Annotated in this window: 12 protein-coding genes; 8 read left to right on the top strand and 4 right to left on the bottom strand. The window is 62.0% G+C overall.

Going from position 1 to position 16,585, the window contains the following annotated elements:
• Window positions 1-48 precede the first annotated feature (48 nt).
• Window positions 49-1,590: a PTS transporter subunit EIIC gene (locus CGS49_RS03340; RefSeq protein ID WP_097800505.1), complete on the top strand. Its 1,542-nt coding sequence runs from the start codon at window positions 49-51 to the stop codon at window positions 1,588-1,590.
• A 491-nt stretch (window positions 1,591-2,081) separates the two neighbouring features.
• Window positions 2,082-3,038, top strand: a complete 957-nt coding sequence (gene gluQRS / locus CGS49_RS03330) for a tRNA glutamyl-Q(34) synthetase GluQRS (protein ID WP_097800553.1) — start codon at window positions 2,082-2,084, stop codon at window positions 3,036-3,038.
• 190 nt (window positions 3,039-3,228) lie between these two features.
• On the opposite strand, the gene CGS49_RS03325 is transcribed toward gluQRS, so the two are convergent.
• The 3 genes from CGS49_RS03325 to CGS49_RS03315 form a co-directional block, all read right to left on the bottom strand.
• Window positions 3,229-3,888 carry a phosphatase PAP2 family protein gene (locus tag CGS49_RS03325; RefSeq protein WP_097800503.1) on the bottom strand — a complete coding sequence of 220 codons (660 nt, stop codon included), beginning with the start codon at window positions 3,886-3,888 and terminating at the stop codon, window positions 3,229-3,231.
• 250 nt (window positions 3,889-4,138) lie between these two features.
• Window positions 4,139-5,506: an MATE family efflux transporter gene (locus CGS49_RS03320; protein WP_097800502.1), complete on the bottom strand. Its 1,368-nt coding sequence runs from the start codon at window positions 5,504-5,506 to the stop codon at window positions 4,139-4,141.
• A gap of 146 nt (window positions 5,507-5,652) precedes the next feature.
• Entirely contained in the window at window positions 5,653-6,435 is a 783-nt protein-coding gene (locus tag CGS49_RS03315) for a hypothetical protein (RefSeq protein ID WP_097800501.1), read from the bottom strand.
• A gap of 223 nt (window positions 6,436-6,658) precedes the next feature.
• Here CGS49_RS03315 and CGS49_RS03310 point away from each other — a divergent pair, with 223 nt between their 5' ends.
• Window positions 6,659-8,314 carry a putative manganese-dependent inorganic diphosphatase gene (locus tag CGS49_RS03310; protein ID WP_097800500.1) on the top strand — a complete coding sequence of 552 codons (1,656 nt, stop codon included), beginning with the start codon at window positions 6,659-6,661 and terminating at the stop codon, window positions 8,312-8,314.
• Window positions 8,315-8,515: 201 nt separating this feature from the next.
• Window positions 8,516-8,848: an acylphosphatase gene (locus tag CGS49_RS03305; protein WP_097800499.1), complete on the top strand. Its 333-nt coding sequence runs from the start codon at window positions 8,516-8,518 to the stop codon at window positions 8,846-8,848.
• A gap of 62 nt (window positions 8,849-8,910) precedes the next feature.
• Here CGS49_RS03305 and CGS49_RS03300 read toward each other — a convergent pair whose 3' ends face one another.
• Window positions 8,911-9,582: a hypothetical protein gene (locus CGS49_RS03300; RefSeq protein ID WP_097800498.1), complete on the bottom strand. Its 672-nt coding sequence runs from the start codon at window positions 9,580-9,582 to the stop codon at window positions 8,911-8,913.
• 604 nt (window positions 9,583-10,186) lie between these two features.
• On the opposite strand from CGS49_RS03300, the gene CGS49_RS03295 reads away from it, so the two are divergent.
• From CGS49_RS03295 to CGS49_RS03280, 4 genes are all read left to right on the top strand, one after another.
• Window positions 10,187-10,693, top strand: coding sequence for a hypothetical protein (locus CGS49_RS03295; RefSeq protein WP_097800497.1), 507 nt, complete (start codon window positions 10,187-10,189; stop codon window positions 10,691-10,693).
• 581 nt (window positions 10,694-11,274) lie between these two features.
• Window positions 11,275-12,702, top strand: coding sequence for a Wadjet anti-phage system protein JetA family protein (locus tag CGS49_RS03290; RefSeq protein WP_097800496.1), 1,428 nt, complete (start codon window positions 11,275-11,277; stop codon window positions 12,700-12,702).
• The gene (locus tag CGS49_RS03285) at window positions 12,689-13,285 is read left to right on the top strand and encodes a DUF4194 domain-containing protein (protein ID WP_097800495.1); all 597 of its coding nucleotides are present in this window, start codon (window positions 12,689-12,691) and stop codon (window positions 13,283-13,285) included. The genes CGS49_RS03290 and CGS49_RS03285 overlap by 14 nt, the downstream gene beginning before the upstream one ends.
• The gene (locus CGS49_RS03280) at window positions 13,282-16,575 is read left to right on the top strand and encodes an ATP-binding protein (RefSeq protein ID WP_097800494.1); all 3,294 of its coding nucleotides are present in this window, start codon (window positions 13,282-13,284) and stop codon (window positions 16,573-16,575) included. Before CGS49_RS03285 ends, CGS49_RS03280 begins: the two co-directional genes overlap by 4 nt.
• Window positions 16,576-16,585 lie beyond the last annotated feature (10 nt).

Genomic DNA, 16,585 nt, shown 5'->3' with positions numbered 1-16,585 from the left:
CGCACGGGCCGGAAAAGCCGGAGAGACCGGGAAGGAGAGACGCAGCGTATGAAAAACAGGCTCACTCAGGCGCTGGAGCGCTTTTCCAAGGCGATGCTGGCCCCGCTTTCCTATCTTTCGGCGGCGGGGCTGCTGCTGGTGGCGGGTGCCCTGCTCACCAGTACGCCGCTGGCCGGAGTGCTGCCGTTTCTCCGCTGGCCGCTGGTGCAGCTGCTGGGCCAGCTCATCTACAAATGCCTGACGGCGGTCATCTCGAACCTCAGCGTGCTGTTCTGCGTCGGCATTGCGGCGGCGCTGGCTAAGCAGGAAAAGCACCAGGCCGGGCTCATCGCGCTGATGTGCTATCTGATCTACCTCACGGCGGGCAACGTCACCCTGACCGCGCTGGGGCAGCTGGCCAAGCCGGACGCCCTCACCGGCCTGTACAGTTCGGGCCAGACCACCGTGCTGGGCATCCAGACCGTGGACACCGGCGTGTTCGGCGGCATTTTGCTGGGCCTTGCGGTGGGCGGCATCTTCAACCGCACCTGCGATGTCACCCACAAAGGCATCCTGCCCGGCATCTTTTCCGGCACGCGCTGGTCCTTCACCTGTGCGGCGGCACTGGCAGCAGCCCTGGGCTTTGCGGCCTGCTTCGTCTGGCCGCCGGTGCAGCAGGGTACCACGGCGCTTACCGGCTTCATCGCGTCCTCCGGCAATGTGGGGCTGTTCCTCTACGGCTTTCTGGAACGGCTGCTCATCCCCACGGGATTGCACCACTTGGTGTACATGCCGTTCCAGTTCTCACGATTGGGCGGGCAGCTGGCGGCGGACGGCGTCACCTACGTCGGGGCCTATGTGGTCATGATGACTGAATATAACCTCGGCCTGCCCTTCTCGGAGGGCATCGTCTGGATGTACACCGGCTTCACCAAGACCTTCGGCTACTTTGGCATCACGGCGGCGTTCATCTTCTGCGCCCGGCGGGAAAACCGCAAAAAGACCGCTGCCCAGCTGCTGCCGCTGGCCTTCACGGCGTCGCTGGCGTCCATCACCGAACCGCTGGATTTCCTGTTCTGCTTCTCGACACCGGTGCTCTGGCTGGCCCATGCGGTCATCTCGGGCATCTTCATCGTGCTGCTGCACCTGTGCCACGTTACGGCCTTCACTTCGAACCTGTTGGGTTCGCTGCTGATGAACCTTTCGGCCGGCACGGCCCGGACGAACTACCCGGTGCTGTACCTGCTGGGCCTTGCGGAAATCGCGGTCTATTTCGTGGTGTTTACGGCCCTCATCCGCTGGCTGGACCTGCCCACCCCGGGACGCCGCCCGGAGGAGCCCGCCCGGCCGGAAGCGCCGCTGACTGCAGCAGACCTTGAAAAGCTCATTGCCGCCCTCGGCGGGCGGGGGAACATCCGCACGGTGGACAACTGCTTCACCCGCCTGCGCATCACGGTGCAGGAAGCGGCCTTTGTGGACGCGCAGGCTCTGCATGAGCTGCCCTGTAGCGGCGTGGTGCTGAACGGCTGCGAGGTGCAGCTGGTCTACGGCCTGCAGGCCGCGCAGGTCCGGCAGGCGGTGGAGGAGCAGCTGGGGAGAGTGGTTTGCTGAGAGGATGTTCTCTTTTGGCACCAAAAGAGAACCAGAAAGGACGGCGGTGCCCGGAAGGCATGAAAGCCCCAGTGGGGCTTTTAAGCCGCAGACCGGTTTGCGAAGCAAATGCCGCGTGTTTAGCGCGGCAAGGGCACGGCGATTTCGACGCGCTGGACCCACGAGAAAGGGGCTGCTCGCCCTTTTCAACCCCAAAGAGGATGGGCTCCATACAAAAAAGATAGCCGCTTCGCTTAATGCTTTTTTGTGTTCCGCCATTTCAAGGCCCCTCAGCCGCTGCGGCGGAAGCTCCCCGCAGGGAGCCAGCGGCTGCAGCTGCCGTTTGCCGTCACGACCCCTTCCCGTGAAAAAGAGAATTTGAAAAATCCGCAGATTTTTCAAATTCTCAAAATAAAAATAACATTTCCGCTGAAGATGCCCAGAGTGAAACGGAGGGCATTTCAAATCGTCCGGCGGCTGAAAGGATCACCATGCAAAACGAAACCCTTCCCATGACAAATAAAAACGAAACCGTCACCGGGCGCTTCGCGCCCAGCCCCAGCGGGCGGCTGCACCTGGGCAACCTGGCCTGCAGCCTGCTGGCGTGGCTCAGCGCCAAAAGCCGGGGCGGGCGCATCGTGCTGCGCATCGAGGACCTCGACGCCGAACGCTGCCCGCGCATCTATGCCGATTTGTTGGAGCAGGACCTCGACTGGCTGGGCCTTGGCTGGGATGAAGGCGGCAGCACCGGCGGCCCGCATGGCCCCTATTATCAGAGCGAGTGCGCGGAGATCTACACCGCAAGCTACCAGAAACTGGATGCCATGGGCCTTGTGTACCCGTGCTTCTGCTCCCGCGCACAGCTGCACGCGGCCAGTGCACCCCACACCTCGGACGGCAACGTCATCTATCCGGGCACCTGCCGGGGCCTGACGCCTGCCGAGATCGCCGAAAAGCGCAAAAAGAAGGCCCCGGCCTACCGCCTGATGGTGCCGGATGAAGATATCACCTTCACGGACGGCTGCATGGGCAAACACACCGAGAATCTTCTGCAGGACTGCGGCGACTTCTACCTGCGCCGCGCCGATGGTGTGTTTGCCTATCAGCTGGCGGTGGTGGTGGACGACGCCCGCATGGGTGTCACCGAGGTGGTGCGCGGGTCGGACCTGCTGTCCTCCACGGCACGGCAGCTCTACCTGTACCGTCTGCTGGGCCTGCAGGCACCGCAGTTTGCCCACTGTCCGCTGCTGCTGGCTGCGGACGGGCGGCGGCTGTCGAAGCGCGACGGCGACCAGAGCCTGGAAAACCTGCGGGCAAAGTACACCGCCGAGGAGATCGTGGGCAAGCTGGCCTATGCCTACGGCTTGCAGCCGGAGCCTGCGCCACGCACGCCGGAAAGCCTCATCCCGGAGTTTTCCTGGGCAAAGGTGCCAAAAGAGGATGTCTGCCTGCCGGAGGGATTGTTTTGATGGCCGCCGCGTTCCATTTGGCCATATTCAGCGGAAGTGTTTTTGATGATTTGAGCTCCAGAAAAATCCGTGGATTTTTCTGGAGCTCTTTTTCACGAAACGGCGGTTAAGGAAAACAGCCGTGCGTTTTGAAACAAAAAAGCTCTCCCAAAGGGAGAGCGGACAAAATCGAAGATCTTGACGGAGAGGGTCATACGCGGCGGGTCTGCAGCAGTTCGCTGTACTCGGAAGCGGCCGTGAAGGCGGCGTCCAGTGCCAGTGCCAGCAGGATGCCCAGCACCACGTCGATGCAGCTGTGCTGCTTGAGCAGCACGGTGGAGCACACGATGGAACCGCACAGCACGGCAGCGGCCGGGCGCATCCAGCGCAGGCGGGGCCGCTCAAAGAGGCGGCTGCGGTAGTAGGCCAGCAGCAGCGTCACCGAGTTGAAGACGTGGATGGACGGGCAGACATTGATGGGCGTATCGGTGCGGTACAAAAAGCGCACCGCACGGGCAAAGATGTCGCTGCCCGGCACATAGTACGGGCGCAGGTTCAGCCCGGTGGGCAGGATGACGTAGCACGCCAGCGCCAGGGTCATGCCGCCGAACAGCGGCAGGCACAGCCGCCAGAAGTCTTCACGGGGCGCCTTCCACAGCAGGAAGAACAGGGTGAAGGGGATCCACGGGAACCATGCAAAGTAGGGGATGACGGCATATTTGCAGAAGGGGATCAGATCGTCCAGGCGGCAGTGCACCAGCACATGGGGCATGTGGATCTGGGTGTTCAGAAAATTGAATGCAGAGAGATATAACAGTAAATACAGCGCCATGAAAGCGATGGGATGGCGCGAAAACCAATTGCGTTTCATTGAAAAAGCCTCCTTTTTGCGGTTGGGCAAACTCTTAGCGATAAGAAATTATACGCCCGGCGTGTGACAAAAACAAGAACGAAAGCGGACAACATTGTTAAAATTCACGCGAATTATTTGTGCGGAATGCGTAAAAATCCGGGGGATGAAATCCGCTTCTGCCTGTAATACGAACCAGAAGGCCGGTTTCCTGCACAAGGCGCAGAAAAAGAGCCTGCCCAAGGGCAGGCTCTTTGAAAAACAACGATGCTCAGATGACATGCTGCTCCAGCCACTTGCCGCGCACGAAGCGGACAAAGAAGCACAGGGAGCGGAAGGCCCAGTCCAGATACATGCCCATCCAGATGGAGAGCAGCCCGCCGTGGAAGGCCAGCACGCACAGGTAGCAGAAGCCCACCCGGAAGGCCCACATGGACACGATGCTCACGGTCATGGTGAAGCGGGCGTCGCCGGCGGCGCGCAGGATGTTGGGCAGGGTAAAGCTGGAAGGCCAGATGAACAGCGAGATGATGTTGAACCACACCATCACTTCCAGCGCCATGGCGTAGGCCTCCGGCGAGAGGTTGAACAGCCCCAGCGCGAACTTGTTGGCGAACAGGAAGGCCGAGATGTTCATGAACCATGCACCGCAGTAGGCAAACAGCATCAGGCGGCGGGAGTAGTACACGGCCTGGTCCTTTTCGCCCGCGCCAAGGCACTGGCCCACGACCGTAAGGGCGGCCATGCCCACGGCGTTGGCCGGGATGTTCAAAAAGGTGGTGGTGGTGTTCGCCACGGCATTGGCCGCGATGGCGGCGGTGCCCAGGGTGGAAGTCAGGCTGGACACCGACAGCTTGCCGATCTGGAACATGCCGTTCTCGATGCCGGCCGGGATGCCCACCCGTAAGATCTGCCGGATGAGCCGCCCCTGCGGGGCCAGCGCCTGCAAGCCATCCACCCGCAGCGGGCAGGCGGGGCGCTGCAGCAGGTACAGCACCGCAAAGCAGGCGATGGCGCGGGACACAAGGCTTGCCAGTGCCGCGCCCATGACCCCCATGCGGAAGCCGTAGATCAGCACCGCATTGCCGCCGATGTTCACCACGTTCATCACAAGGCTGGACATCATGCTCACCTTGCTGTTGCCCTGGGCGCGGAACAGCGCGGCCCCGGCGTTGTACAGGCCGATGAAGGGGTAGCTCAGGGCCGAGAGCAGGAAGTAGGTCTCGGCGTAGCGCATCACGTCCGCGTCGATGGAGCCGAAGATGCCCCGCAGGATGGCGTGGCGGCCCACGATGACCACCGCCGCCACAAGGCAGCTGAAGCTGGACAGGATGAACAAGATCTGCGCTGCAGCGTGCTTGGCGTCCTTGGGCTCCCCGCGGCCGATGTACTGGCTGGTGACCACCGCGCCGCCGGTGGCCAGTGCGCTCATGATCTGGATCATCAGGGTGTTGAAGCTGTCCACCAGGCTCACGCCCGAGACGGCGGCTTCGCCCACCGACGACACCATCAGGGTGTCGGCCAGGCCGATGGACACGCTCAAAGCCTGCTCTGCGATGAGCGGCAGCAGCAGGGCCACCAGCTGCTGGCGGGTGAACAGCGGCGGTTTGTTGAACTGGGATGGTTTGGTTGCTGTCATAGGTTCCTCCGTGACTGCGGCATAAAACGGTTGGATACATCGCCTTTATGATACACCGCCGCCGCCGAAATTACAAGAGATGTATACAAGAAAAAAGCAGAACGGCCGCACAAAAGCCGTTCTGCCGGGGATTTTCGGAAAGCTGCTTACTGGTAATCCTGGCTGCGGGTGGCCGGGTAGCCGTAGTAGACCACATAGTCGTAGGGGATCTCCGGGTGTTCGGTCACCTTGCCCTCGTAGCCGGACATGCTGTGGGTCAGCTCCTCGGGGGTGGGCAGCACCGGGCACAGCCTGTCCGCGCACACGGCGTTCCAGATGGCGGTGGTGAAGGCCACGCAGTTGTACACGCCGGACCACTTGTCGCAGTTGGGCAGTGCCGCATTGAAGGCGTCCAGCTGCTCCTGGCTCAGCGACACCTGCATGCTGTGCACATCCGGGTAATAGTCGTCGATGTAGTAATTGTAGAAGCCTTCCAGGTTGTACCACAGGCCGCCGTGCTCGTCGCGGTTGGCGCGGTTGCCGATGGTCATGGCGGTGCCCGGGGCGATCAGCAGGCCGCCCACATCAAGGTCGGCGTCCGAAACGTTGGTCACGATGAAAAACGCATGGCCGTCCACATTGACCGGCGCTTCGGAAGGGTGGAAGGAGGTGCAGAGCTGCAGCGTCGCCACGGCACCTTCGGCCGGGGCTGCACCGACGGCGTCCGCCGGGCTCTTGGTCTTGGCGGATTTGACGCGGAAGGGGGTGGCCGTTTTGGTCAGCATCGCCTTCAGGTTGCGCATGAAGGCGGCGTTGCCGCTCAGCTCGTTGAGCACCCGGGGCTCGTGGTCGGCGGGGATGGCAGCCGGTGTCTCGGCAAATGCGGGCAGGGCCAGCACGCCGCCCAGCAGGATGCAGGCGGCAAGGGCTGTGCAGAGGATCTTTTTCATGGTGTTCGCTCCTTTCCTTTGCTTCAACCATACCGGGATTTTGTCGAAATGTCAAGCATTCTGTCCAATAAAAAGTGGTTTTGCGGCATGTTTGTTTTTCTTTACCCCCGCAGGCAATTGTGCTACAATAAAGCCACGGCGGGCGGCTTCGTGCAGGAGGCTGCCCGCCGCAGGGAAATGAGATAAGATATATAAGGTAATAAGGACCCAAAGGGGGAAGAATATGCCCAAAGCAGCCCACAAAGTCGTGGTCATCGGCCACCGCAACCCGGACACCGACTCCATCTGCTCCGCCATCGCCTATGCAGAGCTGAAAAACAAGACCAGTGATCTGGTCTGCGAGCCCCGCCGCGCCGGCAAAATGAACCAGGAGACCGAGTTCGTGCTGAAAAAGTTCGGCGTCAAACCGCCGCGCATGTGCACGGACGTGAACCCCAAAATTCGTGATGTGGATTACCGCGAGATGCCCGGCATCCCGGGTTCCACCAGCCTGCGCAAAGCGTGGGAGATCATGCGCGATCAGAAGATCGACACCCTGCCCGTCACCAGCGCGGACAACGAACTGGAAGGCGTCATCACTGTGAAGGATATCGCCACGGCCAACATGGACGTGTTCGATACCGAAATTCTCGCCAAGAGCAAGACCAGCTACAAGAACATCCTTGAAACGCTGGACGGCACCATGGTGGTGGGCAGCGAGGACGCAGTGTGCGCCACCGGCCGCATCCGCATCGGCACGGCCACGCCGGAAATGCTGGAGAGCACGGTGGAGAAAGGCGACATCGTCATCCTCACCAACCGCTACGAGAGCCAGCTGTGCGCCATTGAAAAGGAAGCCGCGCTGCTCATCATCTGCAACGGCTCCAAGGTGGGCCGCACCATCCAGCGCATCGCCGAGGAGACCGGTGTGGCCATCATGACCACGCCCGAGGATACCTATGCCGTGGGCAAGCTCATCAGCCAGTGTGCACCCATCTCCTATTATATGACCCGCGACGATATCATGAAGTTCACCCTCGTCACCCCGGTGGCGGATGTCACCCGCGTGATGGCAAAGGTGCGCCACCGCTATTTCCCCATCCTGGACGAGGACGGCAAATACTGCGGCATGGTCAGCCGCCGCAACATCATCGCGCTGCGCAAGCGCCGCATCATCCTGGTGGACCACAACGAGGCCACCCAGGCCGTGGAAGGCTTCGACCAGGCCGAAATTCTGGAGATCATCGACCACCACCGCATCGGCAGTCTGGAGACCAGCGGCCCGGTCTACTTCCGCAACCAGCCCGTGGGCTGCACGGCCACCATCATCACCCAGATGTACGACGAGAACGGCGTGGAGATCCCCCAGAAGACCGCCGGTCTGCTGCTGGCGGCCATCCTGTCGGACACGCTGGTGTTCCGCAGCCCCACCTGCACCCCGCTGGACGAGGCCACCGCAAAGCGTCTGGCCAAGATCGCCGGGGTGGAGATCAACACCTTTGCCAATGAGATGTTCGAAGCCGGTGAAAAGCTGGACGGCAAGACCGCCGAGGAAGTGTTCCTGCAGGACTTCAAGGTGTTCATGTGCGGCGATATCCGCTTCGGCGTGGCACAGGGCAGCTACATGACCCGCAAGAACCTGCTGGCCGCCGAGGACTTGCTGCAGCCCTATCTCGAAGAAGCCCGCAACAAGCAGAACGTGGAGGACATCTACATGCTGCTCACCGACGTGCCCAAAGAGGAGAGCGTGGTCATCAGCAGCGGCCGCTACGCCGCCGAAGTGCTGGCGGACGGTTTTGAGACCCAGCCCGCCGACGACGGCAGCTTCACCCTGCCCGGCGTCGTGAGCCGCAAAAAGCAGTTCATCCCGGCCCTCATGACCGCCTATCAGGAGCTGTAATGGAATGATGCACCGTGCCTGCGGCACGGCATGATGTTCCCTGCGGGAAATGATGTTGCCCTGCGGGCAAATGATGTGTGCCTTGCGGCACAATGGCCGCCTGCGGCGGCTGCATCATTTCCGGCGCAGCCGGAACATCATTGCGAAGCACATCATGCTGCGCGCAGCGCAGTACATCATTCCCCCAAAGGGGGATCTGAGATGTTCGATTTTTTGACCAGAAAAGCAAAAGGTGCTGTTCCGCCCGCTCTGCCGGAAGGCACGGTGCGCCGCCGCTACTCCATTGAGGGGCAGGTGCAGGGCGTGGGCTTCCGCTACCGCGCCCGCTACGCGGCCCAATCGCTGGAGCTCACCGGCTGGGTGCAGAACGAGGACGACGGCAGCGTCACGCTGGAAGTGCAGGGCAGCCCGGACAAATTTATGACCCTGTTCGCCCTCATCCAGAAAAGCGACTATATCCAGATCACCGGCATCCGGCAGAAAGATCTGCCGCCTGACCCCTGGGAGCGGGGCTTCTCGGTGCGGGGGTATTGAAGCATGCGCAAAACAAAAATGGCTGGCACGCAGGTGCCAGCCATTTTTGCATGTATGATGATTTATCCTGCAATTTTCAGGGGAGAGTTGTTGGTCCAGATGGTGCCGTCCAGCAGCCGGGTCACGGCCAGCGTGCCGTTCACGTTCACCCGGGCGGGGTCCAGCGCGTAGAAATCGCTTTCCTTCAGGTTTGCGGGGTCCGCCCCGGTGCGGATGCCCACCACGCACACCCAGTGGCCGTAGGTGGCGCTGGTGGCGATGTGGGGGTAGCTGACCTGCTGCCAGCCGGAAGAAGTCAGGTGGTATTCGTAGCTGGAAGTGCGGTTCACATGCTTGGAAACGCCGCTTACCGTGGTGTTCTGCAAATGCACGATCACCGGCCGCCCGGCGGAAAGCTCACTGTAAAGCTTTTGCAGGCATTCGGACAGGCTGCTCAAGTAGCCGGTGTAGCCGCCCGCGGACCAGACCGCACCGTTCGACCACATGCCGCTGCCGGAGCTGGTCTTCCCGTCCAGGATGGTGCGGGCGTAGCGCAGAGCGTACCAGCTGCACTTGCCGGAGGTCTGGTTGCCGATGGAAAGGATCTGGCTGGCATTGAAGCTCAGCAGGTCGATGCCGTTCGTTTCCTGCAGCGCGGCTGCATGGGCGTGGGGGATGGCCATTGCCAGCAGCAGGCAAAGCGCCACAAGGGCCGCTGCCAGCCGCTGTGCCGCGCGGGCGGGGCAGTGCTGCATGTGTTCCACATCCTTTGTGATTTTCTGACCTGATTTTACCACCAAAACGTGGTAGAAATGTGTAAAAAGGCAAAATAAAGGGGGAATGGCTCGCCCTCTCAGTCACCTTCGGTGACAGCTCCCCCAAAGGGGGAGCCCTTGGCAGTCCACACAAACTTTATCTCTTTGCCAAGGCCTCTCCCTTTGAGGAAAGACTTCCCCCGCGCCGGGGGAAGATGTCGCGCAGCGACAAAAGGGGGGTGTGGATGCGAACGCAGTGAGCAGACGGAGAGGGCGAGGATGCTAAAGTTAACACTCCCTAACACAACATCTGCCCAAATTTAAGCGGCGGACCGCACCGCCTTTGCGGCGCAGCGGGACCGGGCGGGGGACGACGGCAAAGTTTCTTTGCGAAGTCCGGACGGAACATCTCAAAAGCGCAACAAATAACACCTGTTTTCATTCATTTCTTACGAAATGTTTCGGGAAAGTTTGGGGATGTTTCCGATTGACAAAACCGCCAAGAGTTGGATATAATCAGGGCAGAAAGAACCCCATGACCCAAGGGGAGCTTTCCTCAGAAAAAGAAACAAAGCCACAAAAAAACAGACTGGAGGGATACCCTATGAAGAAATTGTCGAAGATCGTTGCCCTGCTTCTGGCAGGCGCTCTGACCATGCTGATGTTCACAGCCTGCGGCGGCGGTGGCGGCGGCAGCTTTGGTCAAAGAATGCCGGAGGAAGAAAAGAAAGCCTTTGGCGAGTTCGCGGCGGTACAGGCAAGTGGCCTGAGGGAGAATGATAGGAGCCTGCAGGCTGTTGCGGAAGGATATCTGCAGAAGGACCTGAACTCCAGATTTGACTTCCTTGGCGCAAAGCTGGTTTGCAAGGTCCATGTGGATGGTAAGGATCAGGAACACCTGACCATTACGGTGACCGCACTGTATGACTATGGCATTGTTGTGAATAAGATCCTGACGAAGATTCAGGAAGAAGTCGGCAGGGAATTGCCCGGAACAAATGTTGACGTAAAGGGTAATGGCAGCTGGACGAAGCTCGGCGTTGTTGTCCGGTCGGACGGCACTCACAGCTACATCGCAATTGCATTCCAGATCAGGAACCCTAACAAGTAAATAATTTCTCACCCTTTCTCCCCGGAGAGCACCCGCCCTCCGGGGCTTTTTTGCGTTTAGGAGTAAACTCCCCCAGTCGCCTGCGGCGACAGCCCCCTCAAAGAGGGAGCCTTTCTCGGCGGCAAAGCTTCCGGTTTCGCCAGAGCCTCCCTCACTGAGGGAGGTGGCAAACCCGCAGGCTTTGACGGAAGGAGTTCGTCCCGCCCTCCGGGGCTTTTTTGCGCCTTTTGGCAGAGATGCCGTTTCCCGGTACGACCCCTTTCCGTGAAAAGGCATCTCCGAAACGACCGCAGTCGTTTCGGAGATGCAAAATTGAAAAGAATCCTTCCGCTGAATATGGCTAGAGTGCAACGACGACGACCGCCGCCAGCGGCGGAAACAGGGAGGAGTTGTTGGGGCAGCGGCCAGCAAGACGCGAGTGCCGCCCAAGGCACGAAGCGGATGCTGGGTGCCGCAACCCGATAGCGGAAGCCATTTTCAATCGTTCCTCCCAGCGGCAATTCTGAAGGGTTTCTCTGTCAAACCGTGTCGTTTTGTGGTACAATAAAAAGGTATCGAACCAAGACAGAAAGGACGATTCCATGCAGCTGTTTGAACTGGTGTCCCCGCGGCTGTTCCGCCCGCTGGCGGGGCCGAACCGGGCGTTTTATGCAGAGCTTTTGCTTCTGCTCTGGGAGGAATGCCGCCATACGGCGGACTACAGCATCTCCCGGGCAGAGGCGGTGAGCCGTGCCGAAGATTACTTTGCCGCGCTGGCAAAGCCGCTGGCGCTGGACGCGGACGGTGCGGGCGATGAGGACGAGCAGCCCACCCGCGACCCTCACACCCTGGCCGTGGGCTTTCTGCTGCGGCTGCGCCGCACCGGCTGGCTGGAAGAACAGCCCGGCAGCTATGAGGGCGAAGCGTCGCTCTCCTTCGTGCCGGAAGTGGCCCCGCTGCTGGAAGCACTGGAAGAAATATTGAACCCCCGCGTCGTCACCTACACCGGCAAGCTGTACAAGGCCTGGCAGCTGCTGGGCAGCATCGGGCAGGAGAAAAGCCCCTATGAGAACGTTCTGCGCGAGGTGGATGCCGACCTGGAAGTGCTGAACAAATCCCTGCGGGCGCTCAATGCGTCCATTGGCCACTACATCGACCGGCTCACCCGCAACCGCACCCCGCAGGAAGTGCTGGAACTGTTCGACCAGTACGAAGAAAAGGTGGTGGCGGCGGCCTACCACCGCTTCAAGACCAGCGACAACCTGTTCAACTACCGCGCCTATCTGGAAGAAGAACTGGACGACTGCGAGGAAAATTACCTGCCCCAGCTGGCCTTTGATTACGCCCGGGTGGAGCGCTGCGCCCCGAACGAGGCCGCGCCCCGGGTGAAGGCCCTGCTCCAGAAGCAGCGGGATGCGCTGGAGGAAATGAGCCTGCTGATGCGCGAGATCGACGCCAGCCACATCCGCTACCGCAAGCGGGCCGTGCAGCGGGCACAGTTTTTGCTGCTGAGCGACCGCTCGTCGCAGGGCAGTGTCACCGCCCTGCTGCGCCGCTACGCCGAGGATATCCGCACGCCGGAGCAGCTCTTTGAGCCGGACGACGGCCCCGTGGCAAAGCGGCTGCACCTGTACCCGGCGGCGGTGTTCGGGGAAAAGTTCCTCTACCCGCCCGCCGCCCAGCGCACCGCCGAGCCGCTGGCCCCGGTGCGCACCGAAGCGTTCGACCCCGAACAGCTGCGCAAAGAGCAGCAATTGCTTTTGGACTACGCCCGCCTTGCCGTCACCGAAGAAAACGTGGCCTTGCTGGCCCGGCAGGCGTTGGCCGCGCGGCCCAGCGTGAATGCGGCCGTCCTCGCGGACGAATACCCCCACGATTTTGCCCGCATCATCGGCCTGCACACCTACTCGCAGTCGCCGCACCGGGATTATGATATTACGCTCACCGGCAAGTGGGTGGAGCGCGGCGGCTTCCGCTTTGAGGACTTTGTTCTCACCCGCCGCAAGGAGGAAAAAGATGGCAACCATTAACATGCTGGAAGAAACCGCAAACTACCTGCTGAACCACTGCTTTTTGCTGGGCGGCGTGGAAGATCAGCGGGCAAAATATCTCTATGTGCAGGACCACCTCGACGAGGTGCGCGCCGTGTTCGCGCCGCTGGGGTATTCCGTGCTGCTGTACCCCGCGCCGCTGCAGGCGGCGGCGCTGGTCAACGGCCACGAGGGCAGCCAGGCAAGGCTGCTCAAGTATGAGAGCATCCTGCTGTTGGTGCTGCGCCTTTTGTACCTGCAAAAGCGCGAAAGTCTTGCCGCCAGCGCAGACGAGGTGCTGGTGACGGTGGAAGAAGTGCAGACCGAACTGCAGAAGATGAACCTGCCGCGCCGCCTCGACCAGAAAACGCTGGAAAACCTCATGCGCACCCTGCGCCGGTACAACCTCGCCCGGCCTGTGGGGCGGCTTTCCGGGCTGGACAGCCGCATTGAAGTGTTCCCCACGGTGCTGCTGGCGCTGCCGGACGCCGACCTTGCGGATGCCGCCGCCGAGAGCGGGCGCACCCGCACCGAACTGGGGCTGTGCGAACGACCGGACGAAGCAGGGGAGGGTGAAGAATGATCGAACTCAAGCGGCTGAAACTCATCAACTGGCACAACTTTGAAAACGTCACCTTCGACTGTGCCCGGCTGACCTATATGATCGGCGTCAACGCCGTGGGCAAGACCACCATTCTGGATGCCATCCGCTACTGCCTGACCACCAACCGCAACTTCAATGCGCTGGGCAATAAGAAAAGCGGACGCACCCTGCAGGGCTCGGTGCACGCCAAGCAGCGCGGCGAGAATGCCTACCGCCGCCCCGGCCACACGGTGGCCTACATCGGCGCAGAGTTCAGCGACAGCGTCAAACGCACCACCTTTGTCATTGCGGTGCGGGTGGAGTCTGAGGGCCCCATGCAGGAACTGCATCCCGGCGACCAGACATGGTATCTCTCGGAGGACGGCATCACGCTGGAACAGCTGCCCTTTATCGACCCGCACACCGGCGCGCCCAGCGCCAAGGAGGACTTCAAGCCCGAGACCGGACGCCTTTCCTACACCCGCAGCCCCAGCGAAGCGCGGGACCGCATCTGCCGCGCGCTGGGCATCGGGCGGGCGTCCAGCCCGCTGGGCAAAAAGTTCAATGAGGTGTTCCAGATGGGCACCAGCATGGACGAGATCCCCAACTTCCGGGAGTTTTTGTACCAGTACATCCTGCCCCAGCCGGAGCTGGATCTGGACGCGCTACAGGGCGACCGGCTGGAGCTGGAAAACCTGCACGCCGTGCTTGCCGAAGCCCAGACCCGCGCCAATGCGCTGGACCAGATCGTGACCTTTGGACGCGAAGCCGCCGAAAAGCAGACCCAGGCCCTTGTGAACCGGGGCGCGGCGCTGCTGGCACGGGCCGCTGCCGATGCCGGGGAACAGGACGTCTGGCAGGAGCGCCTGGACGCGGGCCGCCGTCAGCTGGAAACCCTGAATGCCCGCTATGCCGATGCCAAAAACGCCGAAGCCGAAGCCCGCCGGGCTTATCTTTCCGCCCACAGCGCCGCCGGGGACAGCGGCGAGGGCCGGGCACTGGATGCCCTGAGCGAGGAGCTTTCCCGCCGCAAAACGGCGCTGGACGCCGCCGCCCGCAGGGCCGAAAAGGCCGAGAGCGCCCTTGCCCGCACCGGCAGCCTGCTGGCCGTGCTGCGCCGCAGCGGCTTTGCATCTGGCGTCAAGGCCGAAGAACTCACCGCCGACACCCTGCCGCAGCTGACCGAGTGGCTCACCGCGCAGGAAAAGCCGCTGGAAGAAGCCTACTTTGCCGCCCGCCAGAACACTGCCGCCCTGCAGAAGGAGCAGGCCGCGAAGCGTGCTGAGCTGGACGCCGTCTCCGGCGGCAAGTGGGTCTACCCCCACGGCGACGCCGCCACCCGCGTGCGGGACGCCGTGAATGCCGAACTCAAGAGCCGCGGCATGCAGCCGGACGCGAAAATTTTCTGCGAACTGCTGAACGTGGAGGACGAGAGCTGGCAGGACTGCGTGGAAGCCTGCCTTGGCGACCGCCGCTTTGATATCCTTGTGCCGCCCGCCCACTACGAAGCCGCCAAGAGCGCCTTTGTGGCTCTGAAGGACAAGGTAGGCCCCATCAGCCTGCTGGACACCCCGGGCATCCGCAAGGCCAACCGCCGCGCGGATAAATACGGCCCGGACAGCCTTGCCGCGCAGGTGTCCAGCGAAAACCCGCTGGCCGCGCAGTACGCCAAGACGATCTTAGGCCGCATCGTCTGCTGCGACACCCCCGATACGCTGGAACAGTACCCGGACAGCGCCACCCGGGACCTTCTGCGCCACCACCCCTTCCGTCTGGAACGCCTGCGCACACCGCAGCGGTATATTGGTCTGGACGCCCGCCGCGCCCGGGCCGGTGCACTGGCGGCGGAGCTGGAAGCCCTCGGCGAGACGGCCCGCACTGCCGCCCAAACCGAGCAGAACCTGAAAGCTGCCTACAACCAGTACCAGACCCTTTTGCGCGGCACCGCGCTGGACGAACTGGCCGCCCTGTGGGATGCCCGTGCCGCATTGACTGCCGCACAGAAGGCTGTGGCCCAGCAGGAAGCAAAGCTCACCGAGTGCCGCGAGAACCCGCTGCTGCAGCAGCTTTACAAAGAGGAAGAAGCCCGCGAAGCCGCGTGGGAGGCCGCCCGTGCCGCCGTGGAGCAGGCCGGTGGCGACATCCGCGTGTGCGAAAAGCAGATCGCTTCCTGCGAAGCGGAGCAGGCCAAGGCAGGGGAGACGGCACAGCAGAGCGCCGATGCCGCAAAGAGCTTCTTTGCCGCGCACCCGCTGGTGGAGCCGCTGGCCCGCTCCCGGATGCTTGCCCTTGCCCCGGCAGACAAGCCCCGCGCCGCCGCGCAGGCCGCCGAAAAGGCACAGGCCAAGCTGGACGATGCGCTGGCCGTCTACCTGACCGGCACGCTGGAACCCGCCCAGAAGGCCTACAACGAGCACTACGTCTGTGATTACCCGCTGGGTCTGGCGGGGCTGGACCAGTACCGCGCCCAGCACGAGAGCCTTGTGCGCATTGACCTGGAACGCTACGCCGCCCGTCTGGAGCAGGCCCAGCGCGACTGCAAAGACCGTTTCCGCAAGGACATTCTGTTCCGCATGAAGGATGATATCTTCAACGCCCGGCGGCAGTTCCGGGAGCTGAACAAGGTGATGGAACAGCTGACCTACGGCGAGGAGGTCTACCGCTTTGAGCTGGAGCCCAGCCGCGACCCGCAGCTGGCCGCGTTCTATCAGGTCATCGTGGATAAGGGCAACCAGCAGATGACGGAGGGCGACTCGCTGGACAACCTTGCCGCCACCGCCGACCCGGCCTACGAGCGGCAGGTGGACGCGCTGATGGAAAAGATCATGGCCGATGTGGACGAGAACACCCGCGCCCGGCAGGAGGGCCGCACCGGCGGTGCCACCCTCTCGGATTACGTGGATTACCGCACCTATCTGGATTACGACATCAAAGTGACCAACCGCGTCACCGGCCAGCAGGCATACCTCTCCCGCGTCAGCCGCGACTCCTCCGGCGGCGAGAATCAGGCCCCCTTCTATGTGGCCATCTGCGCGTCTCTGCTGCAGATTTACGAAAAGAGCGAGAACAGCATCCGTCTGGTGCTGCTGGACGAGGCCTTCAGCAAGATGACCAGCGACCGCATCCGCCCCATGATGGAGCTGTTCCGCCGCCTGCAGCTGCAGGTGCTGCTCATCTCCACCGTGGAAAAGAGTACCGCCATCCAGCCCTACTGCGACATCACCTACTCCATCGTCCGCCACGGCGACACCAACGCAATAGCGCCCTTTATTCGCCTTGCGGCGGAATGATGTGCGCATT

It is taken from the genome of Faecalibacterium langellae (assembly GCF_002549775.1).
GTDB lineage: Bacteria > Bacillota > Clostridia > Oscillospirales > Ruminococcaceae > Faecalibacterium > Faecalibacterium langellae.
This window is presented reverse-complemented; position numbering and strand designations above follow the sequence as displayed.

Excerpts from the sequence above, each read along its gene's own strand:
- CGS49_RS03340 (WP_097800505.1), top strand. The coding sequence starts at position 49 with ATGAAAAACAGGCTCACTCAGGCGCTGGAGCGCTTTTCCAAGGCGATG.
- gluQRS (WP_097800553.1), top strand. The coding sequence starts at position 2,082 with ATGACAAATAAAAACGAAACCGTCACCGGGCGCTTCGCGCCCAGCCCC.
- CGS49_RS03325 (WP_097800503.1), bottom strand. The coding sequence starts at position 3,888 with ATGAAACGCAATTGGTTTTCGCGCCATCCCATCGCTTTCATGGCGCTG.
- CGS49_RS03320 (WP_097800502.1), bottom strand. The coding sequence starts at position 5,506 with ATGACAGCAACCAAACCATCCCAGTTCAACAAACCGCCGCTGTTCACC.
- CGS49_RS03315 (WP_097800501.1), bottom strand. The coding sequence starts at position 6,435 with ATGAAAAAGATCCTCTGCACAGCCCTTGCCGCCTGCATCCTGCTGGGC.
- CGS49_RS03310 (WP_097800500.1), top strand. The coding sequence starts at position 6,659 with ATGCCCAAAGCAGCCCACAAAGTCGTGGTCATCGGCCACCGCAACCCG.
- CGS49_RS03305 (WP_097800499.1), top strand. The coding sequence starts at position 8,516 with ATGTTCGATTTTTTGACCAGAAAAGCAAAAGGTGCTGTTCCGCCCGCT.
- CGS49_RS03300 (WP_097800498.1), bottom strand. The coding sequence starts at position 9,582 with ATGCAGCACTGCCCCGCCCGCGCGGCACAGCGGCTGGCAGCGGCCCTT.
- CGS49_RS03295 (WP_097800497.1), top strand. The coding sequence starts at position 10,187 with ATGAAGAAATTGTCGAAGATCGTTGCCCTGCTTCTGGCAGGCGCTCTG.
- CGS49_RS03290 (WP_097800496.1), top strand. The coding sequence starts at position 11,275 with ATGCAGCTGTTTGAACTGGTGTCCCCGCGGCTGTTCCGCCCGCTGGCG.
- CGS49_RS03285 (WP_097800495.1), top strand. The coding sequence starts at position 12,689 with ATGGCAACCATTAACATGCTGGAAGAAACCGCAAACTACCTGCTGAAC.
- CGS49_RS03280 (WP_097800494.1), top strand. The coding sequence starts at position 13,282 with ATGATCGAACTCAAGCGGCTGAAACTCATCAACTGGCACAACTTTGAA.